This is a genomic window from Paraburkholderia sp. Ac-20340 (genome assembly GCF_017104965.1).
Lineage (GTDB): Bacteria > Pseudomonadota > Gammaproteobacteria > Burkholderiales > Burkholderiaceae > Paraburkholderia.
In genome coordinates this window covers 183,866-203,770 of record NZ_JAAGPR010000011.1, presented here as the reverse complement: position 1 = coordinate 203,770, position 19,905 = coordinate 183,866, and the positions used below count along the sequence as shown (strand labels likewise).

Sequence of the window (19,905 nt, the reverse complement as noted above, 5' to 3'; positions counted from 1 at the left end):
CGGCGGCTGACCGTACCGGTCACGCGCTGCTGCACACGCTGTACCAGCAGAACGTTGCTGCGAAGACCACGTTCTTCGTCGAATGGATGGCGCTGGATCTGATCCGCGACGCCGAAGGCGACGTGCTGGGCGTGACCGCGCTCGAAATGGAAACGGGCGACGTCTATATCCTCGAAGGCAAGACCACGCTGTTCGCCACGGGCGGCGCAGGCCGGATCTTCCAGGCATCGACGAATGCGTTCATCAATACCGGTGACGGCCTGGGGATGGCCGCACGTTCGGGCATCGCGCTGCAGGACATGGAGTTCTGGCAGTTCCACCCGACCGGCGTGGCTGGCGCGGGCGTGCTGATTACCGAAGGCGTGCGCGGCGAAGGCGGCATTCTGCGTAACTCGAACGGCGAGCGCTTCATGGAGCGCTACGCACCGACGCTGAAGGATCTGGCGCCGCGTGACTTTGTTTCGCGTTCGATGGGGCAAGAGATTATCGAAGGCCGTGGCGAAGGGCCGAAGCAAGATCACATTCTGCTCGACCTGTCGCACATCGGCGCGGAAACGATCATGAAACGTCTGCCGTCGATTCGCGAAATCGCACTGAAGTTCGCCAACGTGGACTGCATCAAGGAACCGATCCCGGTCGTACCGACGATTCACTACCAGATGGGCGGGATTCCCACGAATGTTCACGGCCAGGTGGTGGGCACCTCAAAGGGCTTTAAAGACCCTGTGAACGGCTTCTATGCCGTGGGCGAATGCTCGTGTGTGTCTGTGCATGGCGCAAACCGTCTGGGCACGAATTCGCTGCTCGACCTCGTGGTGTTCGGCCGCGCTGCGGCCAATCACATCATCGAGCATGTGAAGGAAATCCGGCATCACAAGCCGCTGCCGGCCGATGCCGCCGATTTCGCGCTTTCACGTCTGAACCGGCTGGAAAAATCGTCGTCGGGCGAACCTACGCAGGCAGTGGCACGCGATATCCGTACGACGATGCAGCAGCACGCAGGCGTGTTCCGCACCGAAAAGCTCATGGCCGAAGGTGTCGAGAATATCGCCGAAGTCGCGAAACGTGTGGACAGCATCCACCTCAAGGACAAATCAAAAGTGTTCAATACCGCGCGCGTCGAAGCGCTCGAAGTGGCGAACATGATTGAAGTTGCGCGCGCAACCATGGTGTCGGCGGAAGCCCGCAAGGAAAGCCGCGGCGCACACGCACCTGCCGAACACAAGGAACGCGACGACGAGAACTGGCTGCGTCATACGCTCTGGTACAGCGAAGGCGACCGGCTCGACTACAAGCCCGTGCAGATGCAGCCGATGAGCGTCGCGTCCGTGCCGCCCAAGCCGCGTACGTTCTAAGGCAAGCGCCAGTCAGAAAGGAATTGGAAAATGGCTAAACGCATTTTTGAAGTCTATCGCTACGATCCGGATAAAGACGCAGCGCCGCGTATGCAAACCTATGAGCTGGAACTCACGCACGAGCGCATGCTGCTCGACGCGCTGGTCAAGCTCAAGGAAGTCGATGAAACCTTGTCGTTCCGTCGCTCGTGCCGCGAAGGCGTGTGCGGTTCGGACGCGATGAACATCAACGGCAAGAACGGCCTGGCGTGTCTCACGAACCTGAACGATCTACCGCACAAGATCGTGCTGCGCCCGCTGCCGGGTTTGCCGGTTGTGCGCGACATGATTGTCGACATGACGCACTTCTTCAACCAGTATCACTCGATCAAACCGTATCTGATCAACGATACGCCGCCACCCGAGAAAGAGCGTCTGCAGTCGCCCGATCAACGCGATGAACTCGACGGCGTGTACGAGTGCATTCTGTGCGCGAGCTGCTCGACGTCGTGCCCGAGCTTCTGGTGGAATCCGGACAAGTTCGTCGGCCCGGCGGGTCTGCTGCAGGCTTACCGCTTCATCGCCGATAGCCGCGACGAAGCCACGGGCGAACGTCTCGACAACCTCGAAGATCCGTATCGCCTGTTCCGTTGCCATACGATCATGAATTGCGTCGACGTTTGCCCGAAGGGATTGAACCCGACCAAAGCAATCGGCAAGATCAAGGAATTGATGGTGCGCCGCGCAGTGTGATCAGCGCCCAACAGAAACGCCCCGCCAGGATTGCTCCTGGCGGGGCGTTGTCAATTGCGGCGATTCAATTCACTCATTCTGCTTACTGCACGCACTCATCGCCTGCCAATGCCTGAATGACAGGTTCCCCGCCATTCACCACATAATTCAGAAGCTGCTCGCACGCCGCCTCATAAAGGTGCGCGGGAACCGATTGAAGCTGCTTGTCGTGCAAGGTCAGCACGCAATGGAATACGTCGATATCGCTTTCCGGCAATTGCCAGGAACCGCCCGCTTGCGCGCGGTGACTACATTGGCCAAGTGCGGCTTCGGCTTCCTGAAACGTGTCCGTCTTTTTGTGCTGATCGTTCGCATCGCAAAGCAGATACGTCAGATAGACCGCACGAAAGAGAAAGGTTGCGTGAAGACTGGCGCCGTGGCGGCTGCGCAGCGCTTCAAGTGCAAGATGGTTTTGTAGCGAAGTCGCGCGAACAATGGGCGCGGGAAGCGGTAGAAACTTGCCGCGAGTGAATTTATTAGAACGGGAGCGGTTCATAAAATTGCTCCTGGTTTTGAACTGACCGACAAAATTATAGATGATCAAATGAGTACTGATTTTGTGCAGGAAATGGAATCAGAATTCCGAAACGCTCAACGATCCATAAAATCGAATCGCCTCTTTGCAGACGAAAAAAAGCCGCAGCATGGCTGCGGCCGAATGCAAGTAGCACATCAGTGCATCTTACCTGGGAGGGTTTTGATTCTAGCGAAAATACCGGGCAGCATTGACATCGACTCTGGAAGACTGCTTTCCAGAACCGGCGGTCAATCTTGTCGACAGCATCACATTGCGGCTTTCACCACGCGCGGTTGAAACCCCGTATCGCGCGGCATATCTTCGGCGGCGTTCGGCTCCGCACGGGTGGAGAGATAGCGCAAGCAGCACACGCGCAGAAATGACGCGAAATTCAGCGCTTCTTCGCCACGTGCGGCGAGCAGTTCGTCGTAAAGCTGCACGACGAATTGCGTCGTCGTTTTATTCTCGCGATTGGCGATTTCCTGCAGCACGTCCCAGAAAAGATTTTCGAGCCGCACGGTTGTGACTACGCCATGAATGCGCAGCGCACGCGTGCGCGATTCATAAAGGATTGGATCGGCGTTGATGTAAATCTCGCACATAAATCAGGCTCCCAGGCACATCATCATTTTGCAGGCCAACGATGATACGTCACTGCATTCGATCAGTGCTCGATACGCGTACCGAGCAGCGCGAGGAATTGCGCCAGCCAGCTGGCGTGCGACGTCCATGCGGGCGCGGTGACGAAGTTCTCGTCGGTGATGGCATCGGGCCAGTCGAGCGGCACATATTGCGCGCCCGCCAGCTTGACTTCGGGCGCGCAGGCCGGATAAGCCGAAATGCGCCGTCCTTCGATCACGCCAGCGGCCGCCAGCAGTTGCGCGCCGTGGCACACCGCAGCGATGGGCTTTTTCGCTTCCGCGAAATGACGCAGCCACGCGATGATCGTTTCGTTCAGGCGCAGATACTCGGGCGCGCGTCCGCCGGGAATGAGCAGCGCGTCATAGTTAGCGGGATTCGTTGCGGCGAAGTCCGCGTTGAGCGTGAAATTGTGACCGCGCTTTTCCGTGTAAGTCTGATCGCCTTCGAAGTCGTGAATCGACGTGCGAATGAGGTCGCCCACGCGCTTGTCCGGCGCAACCACGTGCACCGTATGGCCAACGGCCGCCAGCGCCTGAAACGGCACCATCAGTTCGTAGTCTTCGACAAAGTCGCCGGCAATGATAAGAATGCGCTTGCTCATCTTTCGTTTCCTCTCGGCAGTGGGAATAGTGGCGAAAGAACGGGCGCGTAGTGCTGCGAAAACCATGGGCACGCCCGCCGCCGTCGAAAGGCAATATAGCGAGCGACGCGTGCCAGCAGGTAATAGATATCTAAAACCTGAGTGAAGGAAACGTGGAAAACGGAATGCCGATGAATCAGCTAAAGAATCAATTAAACGCCCAGGCGCTCTTGCTGGCCCGCGCCGCGTCGCGCAAGCGTTTGACGCGGCACACTTCCTGGTCCGCCTGATCGAGCGCCTGCGCAACCGTGAGAAAGCGCACCGCTACGCAACCGGCCGCCGCGCCCTGATAATGCAAACGAACGTTCGATAAGGCGTATTCGCCCGCCGTCACCGTCGCGAGGCTGCTGGCGACTTCCTCGGCCATCAGGGTGGCCTGTGCGAAATCGTCCGGTCCAGGCGCGATAAAAGCGAACCGCCCGCCGCCGATATAGGCAAGCAGACCGTTATCCGCAGTCGCTGCCGCCAGCCGTTGCGCACAGGCCTGCAGAAACTGGTCGCCGGTGCCGTAGCTGCGCTGATCGTTAAGTTCCCCGAGACCGTTCAGATCGATCACGCACACCGCCACATACGAACCTGCCGCCGCAGCATTTGAAAGCAACCGGCCAAGTTCTTCGTGCAAGGCACGCCGGTTCGGCAGTTCCGTTAAATCGTCGATGAGTGCGCGGCGCGCGAGATGGGCGTTAGCGAGCTTCAGTTGTTCGATTAATTGCTCGCGCTCGATATGTTCGGAAATCAGTTTGGCAAATACATTCATTGCCCCACGCGCTCTTGAACTGATTTCCAGACTTTCGCGGCTGATACCGCAAAGCGTGCCGATCACCGCGCCGTTTTCCGCGCACACCGGCGCACTCGCATAAGTGCCGATTTCGAGGTCGGCCGCTGCACGCGAATCGCCCCAGATTTCGCGCACATTGCTGACAACGCGCCGCCCGCTTTCCAGACTGCGTTTGCATAAGGTATCAAACCACTGAACCTGCAAACCTTCGAGAATCTGCGGGCGCCCTTCGTTGCGCGCGTAGAGGACGGTCTGCACTTCGCGACTGAAATCGACGGAAGTCAGATAAGTCGATTCCAGCCCGGTCAAGATCCCCAGCATTTCGAGCAGCGGCCGTACCAGCCCTTCCAGGCTCTGCGCCGCCCCAACCTTCTGGGAAAGGTTTTCAAGCAATTCGTCCATAACGCGTGCTCAGAAAATCGGGCAAATCTGCCACCGTGATTATGTGCGGCCCACGGTAACAGTTTTCTTTTGCCCGATCTACCGTGGTTTGCACGCGTTATCCAACGATCGGTAACTTCTTCACACCACGCGATATTCCATGCAACTCAACGTGCATCGCCCGATACCGGCACCTGGCGCAGCGAGGTTTCGCTGGACTCAGTCGCAGACGACGATTCGCCTTCGCCGTCGACCTGCGTGAGATCGCGGCCGCGCGTTTCGGGCAGCATGAAGGCCGCGGTGACCACCAGCAGATACGACACGCACGCGCACAGTCCCATCGCCGCGCCCAGTTCGACCCGCGCGCCCAGCACGCCCACCATCGTCGGCATGATGGCGCCGATCGCACGGCCCGCGTTGCCGCACAGCCCTTGCGCCGAAGCGCGAATGCGCGTGGGGAACAACTCGGCGAGATAAGCGCCCGTCCCCGCCGCCGTGCCCGATTGCAGCGTGCCGAGCACGAAACCGAGCACGAGCGTCACGGGCAGCGTAATCGGCGTGAGCGTATAGATGGCGACGGCCACCGCCTGCAGGCAGGCAATCACGATAAAGGTGCGGCGGCGGCCGAAGCGGTCCGCCATCCAGCCATTGAGAAACGCGCCCGCAAACGAGCCCAGAATATTGATCGCCAGATAACCGCCGACATTCGCGATCGACAGGTTCAGCACCAGTTTCAGATACGCGGGCAACCACGTAATCATCACGTAGTTGCCGCCGTAAATGCCGAACGTGAGCAGAATCGCCTTGAGCGTGGTGGCGCGCATCGGACGCGCGAACACGGCCCAGATGCCCGGACGGTCGGCGGCCGATTCGGCGCGCGTTTGCGCGAACACCGGCGCTTCCTTGATATGGCGGCGAATCCACAGCACCAGCAGCGTCGGCAACAGGCCAATGGCAAACAGCACGCGCCAGGCGAGGTCGGCTTCGAGCGTGCTGAAAATCAGCGTCGAAAGCAGGACGGCCACGCCATAACCCACCGCCCAGCCCGCCTGCAGCGATCCGACTGCACGGCCGCGCACTTGCGGGCGGATGGTCTCGCTGATCAGCACCGCACCCACGGCCCATTCGCCGCCAAAGCCCAGCCCTTGCAGGCCGCGCGTGAACATTAATTGCCAGAACGAGTGCGTGAACGCCGACAGCAGCGTGAACGCCGAAAACCACAGAATCGTGATCTGCAGAACGCGCACACGCCCGTAACGGTCGGCCAGAATGCCGGCAATCCAGCCGCCCAGCGACGCCATGATCAGCACCGTCGTACCCAGCAGACCGGCTTCACCGCGCGTCATGCCCCACAAGGCGATCAGCGTGGGAATCGCGAGCGCGTACATCTGCGTGTCCATCGCGTCGAGTCCCCAGCCGCTGAAACACGCCCAGTACGTCTGCTTTTCCGGCTTTGTCAGCTCGGTGTACCACTTGAACATGCGCTTTCTCCGTGAACCATGCCGTCTGCATAGAGTTCGACGATACAAAAAGCGCGTGGCGAATCGATATCGAGGGTAAACCTTCACGTGGATGGTTTGGCCGCTTAGATGCGCCGCCGTTTGTCTGCAACGGAGGTCGATCGCATAGCGCAAAGGCACGTCAGGCAAGGCTTGAGGCGCCGCGTTCGATCTGGCTCGATTAACTGCGCGCATCGCCGCGACAACGTCAATCGATAACTAAAACAGATGGCGAAAGAACAAACTCGCAAAACACTGAGTTAGCCAAACGGCCGACTTTTTGGGTGATATGGCGTGTCGTATCATTCGCCATCGCACCGCTCGCTCACATTTACTCGCTTGCACTCATGACGCACCTCACGCCCTATAGCGCCCTTGCCGGTGGCCTGCTGATCGGCCTATCGGCGTCACTACTGCTCTGGCTCAACGGCAGAATCGCCGGTATCAGCGGGATCGCGCGCCAGTTGATCTGGGGCGAGCGCCGCGAATCCGCGTGGCGTGCGGCCTTTCTGCTCGGTCTGATCGCGGGCGCCGCCGTCTGCTATGCCATTGCGCGCGCGCTGTTTCATGTCGATCTCACCCCGCACGCGCGGCCAGGTTTTCCGCCTGTCCTGCTGATTCTCGCGGGCTTGGCGACTGGCTACGGCACCGCGCTCGGACACGGTTGCACGAGCGGACACGGCGTCTGCGGACTCGCGCGTTTCTCGCGCCGCTCGGCGGTCGCGACGGGCGTGTTTCTGGCAACCGCCATCGTCACGACGTTCTTCGTGCGTCACATCCCGGGGCTGCAATGAATCACGCGCTGAAACTGCTGGCAAGCCTCGTATGCGGGTTTCTTTTCGGTGGTGGACTCGCGCTTTCGGGCATGACGCGTCCGCAGAAAGTGCTGGGCTTTCTCGACGTGAGCGGCGCGTGGGATGGCAGTCTGCTGTTCGTGCTGGGCGGCGCAGTGACGCTCGCCGTCATCGCGTTCCGCTTGATTCTTCGCCGCGCCAAGCCCGTGCTGGACGACCGTTTTGCGTTGCCAACCGCGAAAGCCATCGACGCCCGGCTGATTGCAGGCGCGGCGCTGTTCGGCATCGGTTGGGGTGCGGCGGGCTATTGCCCGGGCCCGGCCATCGCGCTGCTTGCGCATCCGAATATCGAAGCGCTCTACTTCCTGCCTTCGATGATCGCCGGGTGGTGGATGTATCGTTTGACGGCCGGGCGCGGGCAATAAGCCGCGCCTTGCTCAATCCCGCTTATTCAAGCGGGATTTCCGGCACAAAAGGAAATAGCAGCGGCGCGAAGCTCGAATTGAAATAGCCGTGACGCGCGTACAGCGCGGCGCGTTCGACCTGGGCGTGAGCATCGGGATGCTCGCCTTCGCTTTCCGGGTTTTGCGCGCTTTCCACCCGTTTGCGGCTGAACAGGCTCCAGAGCCGTGCGGCGATGTGATTCGACATGACGCTTTCCTCGCGGAATGTATGCGTCAAATCTAGTCACCGTCCGTGCATCCGCCAAACAAGCATTTATTCGATGCTTAGCACAGGCGCAATATCGAGTGGCAACGCCGGGTCGGCGGCCCATTCCTGCAGCGAGCCATCGTAGATCGACACGGTGTCGTGGCCCGCCAGCGTGAGCGCCAGCGCGTCCACCGCGGCGGAAATTCCGCCGCCGCAATAGACGCAGACCGGTCCGTCCAATCCCAGCGCCTCACTGATCACGGATGCCGGCGCATAGCGCCCCGTCGCGTCGAGCAGGTTTCGTGCGGGCACGTTCAGGCTGCCCGGAATATGCCCGCGCCTCGCGTAGCGGCTGGCTGCGCGCCCAGTGAAAACATCGGCCGACAGTGCACAAACCAGCGTCGCGCGCACCTGCCCGGCGAGGATCGCTTCGACATCGGTACGATCGGCCCACATGCCGCTGCGCTCGCGCACTTGCAGACTTTCGCCCGCCCCGGCCACTTCGTCCGCCGGCCCGCTCTCGACCGGCAAACCGGCCGCGCACCAGGCCCGCCAGCCGCCATCCAGCACCTGCGCGTCGATGCCGATCCAGCGCAGCATCCACCAGAGTCGCGCGGCCCAGAAGCCATCGCTGCGGTCGTAGATCACCACATTCGAGGCCGCGCCAACACCCAGCGCCGCCAGCTCACGCGCGAGCACTTCAGGCGCGGGCCGCATGAACGAGAGCGTGGCGTGCGGTACGCTCAGCTTCGCGCTGAGATCGGCATGACGCGCGCCCGGCACGCGCTGCGCGAGCCAGCCGTCGTAACCGCTCGCCACCCGATAATCGCCGTCGAAACGCGGTGACGGCAGTTCGACCTGGGCGTCCAGCACGACCAGACCCGGCTCGCCCAGCCGCGCAGCAAGCGCCGCCGGTTCGATCAGCATGCGGGCACGCCGCGCGGCAGCGTCCTGGGATAAATCGCTCATGCGTTGCTCTCCTTGCTGCGGCGCGTGCGCAACCACCTTAGCAGCCGTTGTCCTTCGTCTTGCGCGAACCAGCGCGTATGGCCGAGCAGATAGCCGTCGTACGCAGCCGCGACGCCCGTTTCGTCGCCGAGAATAGCGTCGAAATATTCCACTTCGAGCAGCGCGAATTCCGTGTGCACGATCGGCAGCAGCGCGATCAGCGCTTCGTATTCGGCTTCGCTCAACGGCGCGAGCGACTCATAGCCATCGAGCAGCGCGCCGATATGGTCGTAGTGCACCGTGACGTTCGCCGGTGCGGCCAGCCAGTCGATCGCATTGCGCTCGATGGCGAGTGCAATGTCGTAGACCGCGCAGGTGCGATCCGAAAGGCCGAAGTCGAGCACCGTGCGCACCTGCGCGCCGGGCGTGGCGTCGGTCCACAACAGGTTCGATGCGTGCCAGTCGCCATGCGTCCAGAGCGGGCGCAACGCGGGCAGAAACGGCACGAGCCGCGCGTGCGCCGGCGCGATGGTCTCCTGGAGATCGGCGCGCCAGTTATGTTTATCGAGCGAACGCGCGAGAGCGGGCTGGGCCTGCACCCACTGCTCCAGCGCACCGCCAAAATCCGCCGAACCCAGCACACGAAAACTCGACAGCAGCGGCTGCAACGCCCGCGCGGGCGCAGCGTAATCGGCGGATGCCTGATGCAGTCGCGCCAGCGTGCGCCCCGCCGACCACGCGTGACTCGCATGAAAGAACGGCTTCCACGACATCACGCCGCGATACGCGTCCATGCCCGGCGCGCTGGCATGGACTTCCCAGGTCCAGTCGCCGTGCGTGATGGCCGTGCGGCCCGCGCGATCGGCCAGCACATCGGCGACCGGCAGGCCGCGGCTGCGCAGATGGGCGATGAAGCCATGCTCTTCGGCCAGTCCCGCCGCGCTGCGCAGACGCGCGTGATGGCGCTTCACGAACCAAGCGCGGCCGTCGAGCGTATGCGCAAGCACCGCCGCCGAAAACGGCCTCGGACTGTGCCAGGCGATCTTCGCGAGCGGCGCGAGATCGGCGTAACCGGCCAGCAGACGCTCGACTTCGTCGCGCGTGATGAGCGGCCAGTCGCGCTCGGCCTTTTCGCCATCGACGGTGAATTGCAGCGGCGCGTTCGGCAAGGCGGCGTCGGGCGGCGCGGCGTGTTTCTCGTGCGTCATCAGACCAGGCTTCCCGATACGGCATACGACGCCTCGTGTTCGGCCCTGGCGCGCGACCAGTCGCGCCAGCCCAGCGCCGCCAGCACCAGAAACGCGGCGTAAAGCCCCGCAGTGAGATACAGCCCCTTGAACACGAACATGCCCACGTAGATCACATCGACCACGATCCACAGCGTCCACGAAGCGATGTAGCGCCGCCCGGTCCAGTATTGGGCCACGAGGCTGAACGCGGTGAGCGAGGCATCGACCCACGGCAGCGCGGCATCGGTGAAATGCGCCATGGCCGCGCCGAGCAACACGCTCAGACCAACCGCCGCGAGCAGGTCGGGCGCGAGGCGCGCGAAGCTCACAGCGCCAACGGGCACGACCGGTACGACAGCCCGCGCCGCTTCGCTCTCCTGGCCGGCATCGCTGCGCTGCTGCGCGAACCAGCGCTGCCAGCCATACACCTGAAGCACGCCGAACGCGCCTTGCAAGAGCGCATCCGAATAAAGCCTGGCGTCGAAGAAAATCCAGCCGTAGAGCGCAACCGAGGCGAGCCCGACCGGCCAGCACAGCATCTTGCGGCGCGCCGTGAGCCAGATCGCCAGCGCGCTGACTACGACGCCGATGATTTCGAGTGGAGACATAGTGGGTAAATGGGTAAGGGAATCCGTGTCGGGAGAGCCGCGCAATTACGCGGCCAGGCGGCCCGTATCGTCGGGCAGAAACGCGTTGGTGAACGCCTGCGCGCTCTGCGACGCATCGCGCAGCACGCCATGTTTGCCGAGCCACTGCGCGTACGGGTGAATCAGCGCGTCGCGCTGCACGCCCCATTCGCCCTCGTGCGTCCACGTTCCGGCGATCAGCGGCAGCGAGCGCGCCAGCAGCGCACGCGGGAAATACGGAATCACGCGTTCGAGCGACGGCAAGGCCCGCGCGGGCTCGTGCGCCACCGCCAGATAACCGCGCCGCGCCGCAGCCAGAAAGCCGCGCACGACTTCGCCGCGCGTCTCCAGCGTGTCCTCGTGGGCGCCGAGCAGGTAGCTATGATAGGCGGGCGCGCCGATTTCATCGACGGGCCAGACACGGCGCTCGGCATCCGGCACGCGCGTGTGCAGCAGCGTATCCCATGCCCAGTAGCTGCCGAACGACGCATCGGCCACGCCATCGAGGAAACTTTCGGGTTGCAGCTCGCGCACGCCGCTATCGACGATCTCGATGGCGTCCGGGTCGCCGCCGTCGTGGGCCACCAGATGGCGCACCATCGCGAGGCCGCGCGGCGTGGGGTTCAGCGCAAGACGCCGCCCGGCCAGATCGCGCGGCCGCTCGATACCGGTCGACGTCACGGTCTGGATCGTCTCCAGCGCGCGATGATTGATCGCCGCGATGCCCACCAGCGGGCGGCCCGCTTCGCGCTGCACGAACAGGCGGTTGCTCGGGAACACGCCAAAATCCACCTCGTGGCGGGCGAGATGCGCGAGCGCGTCGCCGCGCGCCGGATCGGGCACGACGATCTCCACATCCAGCCCGGCCTGGGCGAACCAGCCTTCGTCGCGCGCCACATAGAAGCCCGCCGCGTTGGTCCACGGGTGGAAGTATTCGAGCATCAGGGTGATTCGGGTCATACGGTTTCTCATCAGAAGTCGTAGGTCACGGACAGTCGCGCCGTGCGCGGAGCGCCGAGGAACAGATAGGCGTCGCCCTGCTGCTCGCCCGCATCGCGCCAGTAGTAGCGGTTAAAGAGGTTGTCGACCCACAGGCGCACGACCGCGCGATGGCCGGCGATGCGCGTGGTATAGCGCGCGCCCGCGTTGACCACGATCCAGCCGGGCACGCGCGCCGTGCCTTCCTCATTGGCGTTGCGGCTCGAACTGTATTCGAGGCCGCCCAGCAGATCGAAGCCCGCGATGCCCGGCACCGACCAGTCCGCATTGAGCGCGGCATGCAGCGCCGGCACGTTGATGACCTGATGCCCTTCATAGGCGGAATTGCCCGAATCGTAGGCGCGCGCGCGAATCGCGGCGACGCTCGCCGTCACCGTCACGCGCTCGCTCACGCGTCCCGACGCGCCCAGCTCGATCCCGTCGTGGCGTTCGGTGCCGCGCTGCACGAAGGTGTAGCCCGCATCGGACGAATCGGGCTGCGCATACTCGAACGGCTTGCTGATCGAGAACACGGCCGCCGTCAAACTGAGCCGGTTGCCCCAGTCGTATTTCGCGCCGATCTCGTACTGATGCGACTCGACCGGCGGCAAGAACGAATACGCATTGCTCGCGCGCACCGGCGCCTGATCGCCGAGCGACAGATCCTTGCTGTACGACGCATAGATCGACAGCGGCGCGACCGGCTTATAGACCAGCGCGATCTGCGGCAGCAGCGCCGATTTATCGGTGCCGCTTTCGGGGCCGTCCTGGCTCGTCCACGACTTCTGGCGCAGGAACACCGCGCGGCCGCCCGCGAGCACCTGCCAGTGTTCGCCCAGACTCACGCGATCGGTGGCGAACAGCGCGTATTGCCAGGCATCGAGTTGCGGATACGACACGCTCGGCGAATTCGGTGACGGCGAAAAATCGACATCGGGGCCATAGATGTTTTCGCTGCCCACGTAGTCGTAGACGGCATCGGACAGATGCACCACGCGATGCAGCGCGCTCGTGCCGAACAGGACTTCGTGGCGCAGCGGCCCGGTGCTGAACTTGCCGTCCACGGCGGCGCGCATTTCGTCGTTGCGCCGGTATTCGCCGGGGCTGCGGTAGTCGTAGACGTCGTAATCGCCATTGGCGCCGAAGAAATACGGCGACGTGCTGCCCGAACTGCAACTGGCGGCGTAATAGCAGCCGTACACGAACGCCACGTTATCGTCGATCATCGTGCGGCTGCGCCCGGCCGATACATAGGCACGCCAGTTGTCGTTGAACGCGTAGTCGAAGCGGCCGTTGATATTGAGCGCATCGGTGGTCACGGGCTTGGCCCAGGACTGCGCGCCCAACAGTTTCGACGACGATACCGCCGACGGCACCACCGCGCCGCCCAGCAACTGATACCCCGAAGCGGAACGCTGAATCCATTGCTGGAATTCCGCGTTCAATTGCAGGCTGGCCTGCGGATTGATGTTCCAGTCCGCGGCGATCGAACCGAACGTGCGCCGGCCATTGGTGCCGTCGATATACGAATGCATGTTCTCTTTCGCGGCATTCACGCGCAGACCGAACTGATCGTCGGGACCGAAGCGGCGGCCGAGATCCACCGCCGCCGAAGTCGAACCGCGGCTATCGACGCCCGCCGTTACGCTCGCCACGTTCTCCGGCCGCTTGCTCACGTAGTTGACCACGCCGCCCGGCGCGATCACGCCGCTGTCGATACCGGCGAGCCCTTTGAGAATCTCCACGCGCTCCTTGTTTTCCAGCGCGACATTCTGTTCGCCCGAGAGCGTGAGGCCGTCGAGCCGGTATGCGCTGGCCGGATCGAGCGCGAAACCGCGAATCGAAAAGCCCTCGTAATAGCCCACCGGCGCGTAATCGTTGTTCACCGAGGCGTCGTTGCGCACCACATCGCTCAGGCGTTTGGCCTGCTGGTCGTCGAGTTGCGCGCGCGTGACCACGGTGACGGATGCGGGCGTGTCGCGCAGCAAGGCGTTCTCGTAACCGGCCACCGAGGCCGTGCGGGCGCGCCAGGCGTTGCCGTTCGTGCCGTTGACGGTGACGGTTGGCAGCACCTGGCTGTTATCCGCCGATGTGGAAGATGAAGTCGACGATGCAGCCGATGCAGCATCGGCCGATGCCGCGCTGGAACCTTCTGCTGCCATGGCCAGCGCGTGCGCCGCCATCAAACTCACGCCCAGGCCGAAGCCCAAAGCGCGCGTCATGACGCGTGGCGTGAAGACCGCGCGTGTTCCCCCTGATACCTGTTTCATGTATTTCCTGCAAGTTGATCCGCCTTTGAACGAACGACGGAACCGTTGCGTTGACACGCATTCACCGGCGTGCCTATACGCGTTTTCCAATAAGCCAATCACGGGATTCCATATATGAATTGCATGGCACTCCGAGCTAAAAAGCGCCGCTATACTTCGCGAACCGCAATTCGACCATAGCCGCACCGCGCGGTCCAATGACTTGTTTTCCTGGCGGTGATAACTCGCGGATATGAACTTCCATTTACTCAAGTCCTTCGTCACGCTGGCCGATTCGCTGCATTTCGGCTTTGCTTCGCAAACGCTCAATCTTTCGCAACCGGCGCTCACCAAGCAGATCAAACGGCTCGAAGACGATCTCGGCGCCCCGCTATTCCGGCGCGACCGCCACGGCACGGAACTGACCGAACTGGGACGCTATTTTCTGGGCGAAGCCCGCCCGCTCGTCGATCACGCCGAGCGCGTGTTCTCGCAGGGCAAACGCGCGGCACGCGGCGAAGTCGGCCGGCTGGCGATCGGCTACAGCTTTTCGACGGTGGAAACCGTGTCGCGCGTGCTGCCGCGTTTTCGCGAGCGATTTCCCGAAGTCGAAGTCGCGCTGCACGATCTGTCCTCGGCGGAACAGATGGAACGGCTGCTCGAAGGCAGTCTTCAGGCGGGGTTCGTGCGTCTGCCGGTGCAGGCCGGGCTGGCGCACCGGCGGTTGCTATCGGACCGGCTTGCGCTGGTGGTGCCGCGCACCCTGGCAGAAACGATCGAGGGCTTCAACACGCACGCGCTGCCCGTGCTGCAAACGCTGCCGTTCCTGATGCTGCAGCGCTCGCGCGCGCCGGGCCTGCACGATCATATCGTGCGCTTTTGCGAATCGCGCCGTTTCGAGCCGCGTTTCGTGCAGCACGCGAACGAATCGCTCACGATACTTTCGCTGGTGGGCGCAGGTCTGGGCGTGTCGATCATGCACGAATCGGCCTTGCAATCGCCGGGCGACAAGGTCGTGTGCCTGCCGATCGAAGATGCCGATGCGCGCTGGGATGTGGGCCTGACCTGGCGCGAACGCAGCGCAGATTCAGGCGCGGATTCTATCGTAGAGAATTTCGTGGCCTTGCTAGCGCAGGCCGATGTGCAGTGAAATAGGCAGTGAGATATGCAGTGAAGCAAGGTAGCGCCGCGGCAAGCGGCGCTACTTTCTGCAAAGTTAGCGTGCCGACGCGTGAATGGTGTCTTCGTCGTCGATATCGTGTTCTGTGGGCTCGTATTTCACCAGCGCGAGAAAGCCGATGGGAATGATCGCCGTCAGCGCCACGACCCAGAACATATCCGTGCCCAGCCGCGCGTTGAGGATCGGCAGCACGAACAGCGCGACCGCGCTGCCGATGCCCGAGAGCGCACGCCCAAAGCCGAGCCCCGTGCCGCGAATCGAAGTGGGATACGACAGCGCCGGATAGATCATCATCTGCGCGCCCGGGCCAAAACCTTCGGCAAATAGCCACGTGCCGAGCATGGCCAGCGCGATGCCGATACCCAGCGCCGTCTGCGGATGCCCCAGCAGCGCGAGTGCCACCAGCGCCACGAATTGCAGCGCAAAACCCGCCAGCGCCACATGCCGCGAAGGCCGCGTATGCGCGAGCCGCATGCCAAGCAGGCCGCCCGTGAGCGCAAACAGCACGTTGAGCGCGAGCGAGGCCGAAATCGTTTCGAACACGCCAGCGCCGAGAAACTGCGAAAGAATCGACGGCAGAAAGAATGCGATGGCCGTGTATTCGAACGGAATGCACAGATTCATCACGCTGGCGACGATCGTGCGCGCGAGATAAGGCTTGCGAAACAGCACGCGAAAGCTCACGGGCGGCTGGCTAACCGCGCTGGCGGCATCGTCCTTGTGCTCGTCCTTATGTTCGTCCTTGTGCGCCCGAATCCCGTACGATTCGCGCAGGATACGCACGGCGTCGTCGAGTTTGCCTTGATTGGCGGCCCACAGCGGCGACTCGTTCATGAAGCGGCTGCGCACCGCGATAATGATGAGCGCAGGCACGGCGCCGAAGATCAGCGAGGCGCGCCACAACCAGCCCGCGTGTTCCTGCGGCAGCAGAAAATACAGGCCGAATACGATCAGAAAGCACACGGACGAAGCGGCGTACCACATCGGGCACCACGCAGCGAGGCGTGACGCCTTATTACCGCTGCCCTGAAATCGGGAGAATTCGGAGAGAAACGCCATCGCCACGGGTAGATCGATACCCACGCCCAGCCCCATCACGAAGCGTGCGGCAATCAATACCCAGACATTGGGCGCGAGCCCGGCCGCGATGGCGGCCACCACGAAAAACAGCATGTCGGCCATAAAGACCTGATAGCGGCCGATACGATCGGTAAACCAGCCGCCCACCAGACTGCCCAGAATCGTGCCGATCATGATCGACGACGTGACAAAGCCGGTTAGCGCAGGCGTGAGATGGAATTCGCGCACGACGTCCTGAATGCCATAGGACAGCGTCGTGAGGTCATAAGCGTCGAGAAACACGCCGCCCAGCGCGAGCAGCACGATCACGCGTGTGTGACTCGCGCGCGCGGTGCTGGCGTTGATCAGGCGTGAAACGTCGCTGGCGGAGCGGATGGGCGATGAAGCCACCGGCTCGATATCGAGTGTGCTCAATGGAATCCCCTGAATGACGGCAAGAACAGCCAGCAGTTATACGAGGGCGATCCATTGGGCACAACGAACGAGATATCGAATACTTATCCCGTGCGCGGGAAACGCAAAAACGATAGCTTGTTCCGGTTTCAGGCCGGCGTTATCACCAGCAAATCGACGCCGGGCGCCGGCAATGCCGCCGTGAAAGTCATCTGCGATCCTGTCATTTTCGACGTGCTGGCAAGCGTGAGATTGTTCGATGCGTCGATGCGGTACTGCTGCACCGTGCATGCCCCGCTACCCCACGGCAGATTCTCTACCGTCACCGCATAACCCGCGTTGTTCTGGTACGTAATGGATTGACGGTCGAGCAGCGTCAAGGTGCCGACATTGGGCACCACCTCGTCGTTTCCATTGGGCAGAGGACCGAGATCCGCGGCCGGAATTTCATAGTTCGAAATCAGCACGCGCACCGATTTATTGTCGCTTGCGCCGCCCGCCAGCACCGCGAAACCTTGCTGATCCTGCCCGCTCGTCGTCAGCTTGAGCAGGCTCTTGAGCGAACCGACCGCCTGCATGGCGCTGCCGCCTTTTGTCAGCGCACCGGCATCGCTGATCAGCGGTTGCGTGCGCATATAGCAGCAGGCGCGGTCAATCGGCGCTTCCTGCATATAGATCAGCGCAGTGGCGACAAAAGCCGCGTGCGCCTCTTCTGCAGGCGTAGCGAATAAGGAGTAATTCCATTCGTTCAGATGCAATTCCGTCGATATCATTCCATACGAATTGAGCAGCGCGCGGTATTCGACACCGAGTTTGTAGAAGTCGAGCGGATCGACATATTGCGGATACCAATGGAACGAGAAGAAGTCCAGCGGCAGGCTGTTGGCCTGCACATCGTTCAGGAACGACTTCAGCATGCCGCGATAGTCGTTATGCGTGGCCGTAACCGGGCCGCCCACTTTCAAGGTGGAATCGACCGATTTGATGGCTGCCGATACCTTCTGGTACAGCGAATAATATTGTGCGGCGGTGCCGGTCCAGAATGGCGTGAAATCCGGTTCGTTCCAGATTTCCCAATAGCGGATGCCGTAGCTGAACCCATTCGCCCAGCCGTGGTTGTAGTGCATCACGATATGCTGGGCGATGGTGGCGAACTTGTCGAAATCGGCGGGCGGCACATTCGAATTATTCACGCTGATCATCGAAAGATCGCTACGGCCGAGCCTGAAAAAGACCTCGGCGCCCGAAGCCACGATGCCCGCAATGATCGTATCGAGCGCCGTGAAGTTATAGCTCGCCGGGAGTGTGGGATCGGCGGACCAGTCGGGGAAAAGACGATTGACGCCGCTGCCGTCGACATCGCCGGTGCCGAACGCGTCGAGATCGTGCGTGCGCACGAAATCCACGCCCATCTGCTTGAACTGCGCGGTTCGGTCCAGACCATTCGGATTGTCGATCTTGCCGCTGACCGTGGCGCCCGTCGGCACGTTGCTCGCGCCCACTTTCGCGGGCACCGGCGGGCCGTCCAGGCCCTGCAGCGAGCGGATCGCCGCGCCGCGCTGGCTGGCGTCGACGGTCACGGCACGATAGCCCGCGGGCATCGTCGTGCGGCTGCTGACACTTCCGCCACCACAGGCGCTGAGCAGCGTCGCCGGGCTCATCGCCGCCAGCGCGGCTGCGCCGAAGGCCTTGACGGCGCGCCGGCGCCCGACGAATACGCCGAAGTTGTCTCCAGGATTGTTTTTTGTCATTGTCCAGTCTCGTTCATGCTTTTTTGATGGGTCACGCTCGCCGGCGTGACGCCCGACGGGTGAGTGAGCCCGAGACTAGCCAGGCGAGCGACGGCGTGCTCGCCTGTTTTGCGATAGCTGGTATCTCGTTTCGTGAGGTGCGCGGACGTGGTCCGCGTTGAGCGGGACGCGGATGGTGGAATGGCGGCAGCGCCCGGAGCGGGATGGGAGCCTCTGGTGGCTCGCACGCTTGTTCGCCGGACTTGACCGCTCTGCACTGCAAAGCGGCCAGCAGCGTGGTTCAGATGCTGCTCTGATTCACGCGTTTCATCAGTTCTTCGGCACTCTCCTTGCGCTCGCTGTAGCGATCGACCAGATACGGACCGATATCGCGCGTGAGCAAGGTGAACTTCACCAGTTCTTCCATGACATCCACGACGCGATCGAAATAAGCCGATGGTTTCATGCGGCCGGCCTCATCGAATTCCATGAACGCCTTGGCCACCGACGACTGATTCGGGATGGTCAGCATGCGCATCCAGCGCCCGAGCACACGCATCTGATTGACGGCGTTGAACGACTGCGAGCCGCCGCTCACCTGCATCACCGCGAGCGTCTTGCCCTGCGTCGGCCGCACTGCGCCCACCGAAAGTGGAATCCAGTCGATCTGCGATTTCATGATGCCGGTCATCGCGCCATGGCGCTCCGGCGAGCACCAGACCATGCCTTCGCACCACAGCACCCGTTCGCGCAGTTCGGCCACCTTGGGATGCGTGTCGGGTGCGTCGTCGGGCAGCGGCAGGCCGCTCGGATTGAAGGTGCGGACTTCGGCGCCCATCGCCGTGAGCAGACGCGCCGCCTCTTCGCTCAGCAATCGGCTAAACGAGCGCTCGCGCAGCGAACCGTAAAGCAGAAGGATACGGGGCGCATGCGCGGAAGCTTTCGCTGCCTGAAGGCGCTGGATATCGGGTACGCGAAACAGCGCCGCATCGACTTGCGGAAGCTCAGTGGCAAGATCAGTGACCGGAGCGGACACGTTTGCCCTCCGCATCGATCACCACTTCGCCGTCTTCCTTCCCGAACGCGCCGCGTTGCGCGTCGGGCAGGATCTCGAGCACGACTTCGGACGGACGGCACAGACGCACTCCCATCGACGTCACCACGAAGGGACGGTTGATGAGAATCGGATGCGCCAGCATCGCGTCGAGCAACTGCTCGTCGGTCAATGCCGGGTTGTCGAGATGCAGTTCGGCGTACGGCGTGCCTTTCTCGCGCAGCACCTCGCGCACGCTTAGCCCCGACTGGCTGATCAGTTCAACGAGTTTCTCGCGCGACGGCGGGTTCGTCAGATATTCGATGACGACCGGTTCAATGCCCGCATTGCGGATCATCGCGAGCGTATTGCGCGAGGTGCCACAGTCCGGGTTGTGATAGAGGGTGACTTCGCTCATTGCATGTTTCCCA

The 19,905-nt window shown here is 62.4% G+C and carries 20 protein-coding genes; 5 read left to right on the top strand and 15 right to left on the bottom strand.

Annotated features, from left to right (window positions below):
• A partial coding sequence (locus G3N59_RS17125; protein ID WP_205983808.1) for an FAD-binding protein occupies window positions 1–1,355 on the top strand: 1,355 nt, incomplete at its 5' end.
• A gap of 30 nt (window positions 1,356–1,385) precedes the next feature.
• A complete protein-coding gene (locus tag G3N59_RS17120) occupies window positions 1,386–2,087 on the top strand; it encodes a succinate dehydrogenase iron-sulfur subunit (RefSeq protein ID WP_205983807.1) in 702 nt (233 codons plus the stop codon).
• An 82-nt stretch (window positions 2,088–2,169) separates the two neighbouring features.
• Here G3N59_RS17120 and G3N59_RS17115 read toward each other — a convergent pair whose 3' ends face one another.
• The 5 genes from G3N59_RS17115 to G3N59_RS17095 form a co-directional block, all read right to left on the bottom strand.
• The gene (locus G3N59_RS17115; protein WP_205983806.1) at window positions 2,170–2,622 is read right to left on the bottom strand and encodes a hypothetical protein; all 453 of its coding nucleotides are present in this window, start codon (window positions 2,620–2,622) and stop codon (window positions 2,170–2,172) included.
• Window positions 2,623–2,909: 287 nt separating this feature from the next.
• Window positions 2,910–3,245 carry a ribbon-helix-helix domain-containing protein gene (locus G3N59_RS17110; protein ID WP_205983805.1) on the bottom strand — a complete coding sequence of 112 codons (336 nt, stop codon included), beginning with the start codon at window positions 3,243–3,245 and terminating at the stop codon, window positions 2,910–2,912.
• Window positions 3,246–3,307: 62 nt separating this feature from the next.
• Entirely contained in the window at window positions 3,308–3,886 is a 579-nt protein-coding gene (locus G3N59_RS17105; protein ID WP_205983804.1) for a DJ-1/PfpI family protein, read from the bottom strand.
• A gap of 187 nt (window positions 3,887–4,073) precedes the next feature.
• Complete coding sequence (locus G3N59_RS17100) at window positions 4,074–5,105, bottom strand: GGDEF domain-containing protein (RefSeq protein ID WP_205983803.1); 1,032 nt, start codon at window positions 5,103–5,105, stop codon at window positions 4,074–4,076.
• Between the two features lie 146 nt (window positions 5,106–5,251).
• Window positions 5,252–6,565 carry an MFS transporter gene (locus G3N59_RS17095; RefSeq protein ID WP_205983802.1) on the bottom strand — a complete coding sequence of 438 codons (1,314 nt, stop codon included), beginning with the start codon at window positions 6,563–6,565 and terminating at the stop codon, window positions 5,252–5,254.
• 365 nt (window positions 6,566–6,930) lie between these two features.
• Here G3N59_RS17095 and G3N59_RS17090 point away from each other — a divergent pair, with 365 nt between their 5' ends.
• Together G3N59_RS17090 and G3N59_RS17085 are read left to right on the top strand one after the other, a co-directional pair.
• Complete coding sequence (locus tag G3N59_RS17090) at window positions 6,931–7,377, top strand: YeeE/YedE family protein (protein WP_205983801.1); 447 nt, start codon at window positions 6,931–6,933, stop codon at window positions 7,375–7,377.
• A complete protein-coding gene (locus tag G3N59_RS17085; protein ID WP_205983800.1) occupies window positions 7,374–7,802 on the top strand; it encodes a DUF6691 family protein in 429 nt (142 codons plus the stop codon). The genes G3N59_RS17090 and G3N59_RS17085 overlap by 4 nt, the downstream gene beginning before the upstream one ends.
• A gap of 22 nt (window positions 7,803–7,824) precedes the next feature.
• On the opposite strand, the gene G3N59_RS17080 is transcribed toward G3N59_RS17085, so the two are convergent.
• From G3N59_RS17080 to G3N59_RS17055, 6 genes are all read right to left on the bottom strand, one after another.
• Window positions 7,825–8,028 carry a hypothetical protein gene (locus G3N59_RS17080; protein ID WP_205983799.1) on the bottom strand — a complete coding sequence of 68 codons (204 nt, stop codon included), beginning with the start codon at window positions 8,026–8,028 and terminating at the stop codon, window positions 7,825–7,827.
• Window positions 8,029–8,094: 66 nt separating this feature from the next.
• On the bottom strand, window positions 8,095–8,997 hold the full coding sequence (locus G3N59_RS17075; protein WP_205983798.1) for a rhodanese-like domain-containing protein: 903 nt from the start codon (window positions 8,995–8,997) through the stop codon (window positions 8,095–8,097).
• Complete coding sequence (locus tag G3N59_RS17070; protein WP_205983797.1) at window positions 8,994–10,184, bottom strand: phosphotransferase; 1,191 nt, start codon at window positions 10,182–10,184, stop codon at window positions 8,994–8,996. Before G3N59_RS17070 ends, G3N59_RS17075 begins: the two co-directional genes overlap by 4 nt.
• Window positions 10,184–10,813 carry a nicotinamide riboside transporter PnuC gene (gene pnuC, locus G3N59_RS17065; protein ID WP_205983796.1) on the bottom strand — a complete coding sequence of 210 codons (630 nt, stop codon included), beginning with the start codon at window positions 10,811–10,813 and terminating at the stop codon, window positions 10,184–10,186. Before pnuC ends, G3N59_RS17070 begins: the two co-directional genes overlap by 1 nt.
• A gap of 45 nt (window positions 10,814–10,858) precedes the next feature.
• Window positions 10,859–11,791, bottom strand: a complete 933-nt coding sequence (locus tag G3N59_RS17060; protein WP_205983795.1) for an ABC transporter substrate-binding protein — start codon at window positions 11,789–11,791, stop codon at window positions 10,859–10,861.
• Window positions 11,792–11,802: 11 nt separating this feature from the next.
• Entirely contained in the window at window positions 11,803–14,031 is a 2,229-nt protein-coding gene (locus G3N59_RS17055; RefSeq protein WP_241023515.1) for a TonB-dependent siderophore receptor, read from the bottom strand.
• Between the two features lie 280 nt (window positions 14,032–14,311).
• Here G3N59_RS17055 and G3N59_RS17050 point away from each other — a divergent pair, with 280 nt between their 5' ends.
• On the top strand, window positions 14,312–15,208 hold the full coding sequence (locus G3N59_RS17050) for a LysR family transcriptional regulator (RefSeq protein WP_205983793.1): 897 nt from the start codon (window positions 14,312–14,314) through the stop codon (window positions 15,206–15,208).
• A gap of 66 nt (window positions 15,209–15,274) precedes the next feature.
• Here G3N59_RS17050 and G3N59_RS17045 read toward each other — a convergent pair whose 3' ends face one another.
• The 4 genes from G3N59_RS17045 to arsC form a co-directional block, all read right to left on the bottom strand.
• Window positions 15,275–16,732 (bottom strand): MFS transporter, encoded by a 1,458-nt coding sequence (locus G3N59_RS17045; RefSeq protein WP_205983792.1) that lies wholly within the window; start codon window positions 16,730–16,732, stop codon window positions 15,275–15,277.
• A gap of 128 nt (window positions 16,733–16,860) precedes the next feature.
• Window positions 16,861–18,462, bottom strand: coding sequence for a glycosyl hydrolase (locus G3N59_RS17040; RefSeq protein WP_205983791.1), 1,602 nt, complete (start codon window positions 18,460–18,462; stop codon window positions 16,861–16,863).
• Window positions 18,463–18,742: 280 nt separating this feature from the next.
• Window positions 18,743–19,492: an arsenical resistance protein ArsH gene (arsH, locus tag G3N59_RS17035; RefSeq protein WP_205983790.1), complete on the bottom strand. Its 750-nt coding sequence runs from the start codon at window positions 19,490–19,492 to the stop codon at window positions 18,743–18,745.
• A complete protein-coding gene (arsC, locus tag G3N59_RS17030) occupies window positions 19,458–19,892 on the bottom strand; it encodes an arsenate reductase (glutaredoxin) (RefSeq protein ID WP_205983789.1) in 435 nt (144 codons plus the stop codon). Before arsC ends, arsH begins: the two co-directional genes overlap by 35 nt.
• Window positions 19,893–19,905: the final 13 nt, after the last annotated feature.

Coding starts and splice junctions, on each gene's coding strand:
- G3N59_RS17055 (WP_241023515.1), bottom strand. CDS start 14,031: ATGACGCGCGCTTTGGGCTTCGGCCTGGGCGTGAGTTTGATGGCGGCG.
- G3N59_RS17085 (WP_205983800.1), top strand. CDS start 7,374: ATGAATCACGCGCTGAAACTGCTGGCAAGCCTCGTATGCGGGTTTCTT.
- G3N59_RS17110 (WP_205983805.1), bottom strand. CDS start 3,245: ATGTGCGAGATTTACATCAACGCCGATCCAATCCTTTATGAATCGCGC.
- G3N59_RS17100 (WP_205983803.1), bottom strand. CDS start 5,105: ATGGACGAATTGCTTGAAAACCTTTCCCAGAAGGTTGGGGCGGCGCAG.
- G3N59_RS17120 (WP_205983807.1), top strand. CDS start 1,386: ATGGCTAAACGCATTTTTGAAGTCTATCGCTACGATCCGGATAAAGAC.
- G3N59_RS17040 (WP_205983791.1), bottom strand. CDS start 18,462: ATGACAAAAAACAATCCTGGAGACAACTTCGGCGTATTCGTCGGGCGC.
- arsC (WP_205983789.1), bottom strand. CDS start 19,892: ATGAGCGAAGTCACCCTCTATCACAACCCGGACTGTGGCACCTCGCGC.
- G3N59_RS17050 (WP_205983793.1), top strand. CDS start 14,312: ATGAACTTCCATTTACTCAAGTCCTTCGTCACGCTGGCCGATTCGCTG.
- arsH (WP_205983790.1), bottom strand. CDS start 19,492: ATGCGGAGGGCAAACGTGTCCGCTCCGGTCACTGATCTTGCCACTGAG.
- G3N59_RS17060 (WP_205983795.1), bottom strand. CDS start 11,791: ATGACCCGAATCACCCTGATGCTCGAATACTTCCACCCGTGGACCAAC.
- G3N59_RS17090 (WP_205983801.1), top strand. CDS start 6,931: ATGACGCACCTCACGCCCTATAGCGCCCTTGCCGGTGGCCTGCTGATC.
- G3N59_RS17105 (WP_205983804.1), bottom strand. CDS start 3,886: ATGAGCAAGCGCATTCTTATCATTGCCGGCGACTTTGTCGAAGACTAC.
- G3N59_RS17070 (WP_205983797.1), bottom strand. CDS start 10,184: ATGACGCACGAGAAACACGCCGCGCCGCCCGACGCCGCCTTGCCGAAC.
- G3N59_RS17095 (WP_205983802.1), bottom strand. CDS start 6,565: ATGTTCAAGTGGTACACCGAGCTGACAAAGCCGGAAAAGCAGACGTAC.
- G3N59_RS17115 (WP_205983806.1), bottom strand. CDS start 2,622: ATGAACCGCTCCCGTTCTAATAAATTCACTCGCGGCAAGTTTCTACCG.
- pnuC (WP_205983796.1), bottom strand. CDS start 10,813: ATGTCTCCACTCGAAATCATCGGCGTCGTAGTCAGCGCGCTGGCGATC.
- G3N59_RS17075 (WP_205983798.1), bottom strand. CDS start 8,997: ATGAGCGATTTATCCCAGGACGCTGCCGCGCGGCGTGCCCGCATGCTG.
- G3N59_RS17080 (WP_205983799.1), bottom strand. CDS start 8,028: ATGTCGAATCACATCGCCGCACGGCTCTGGAGCCTGTTCAGCCGCAAA.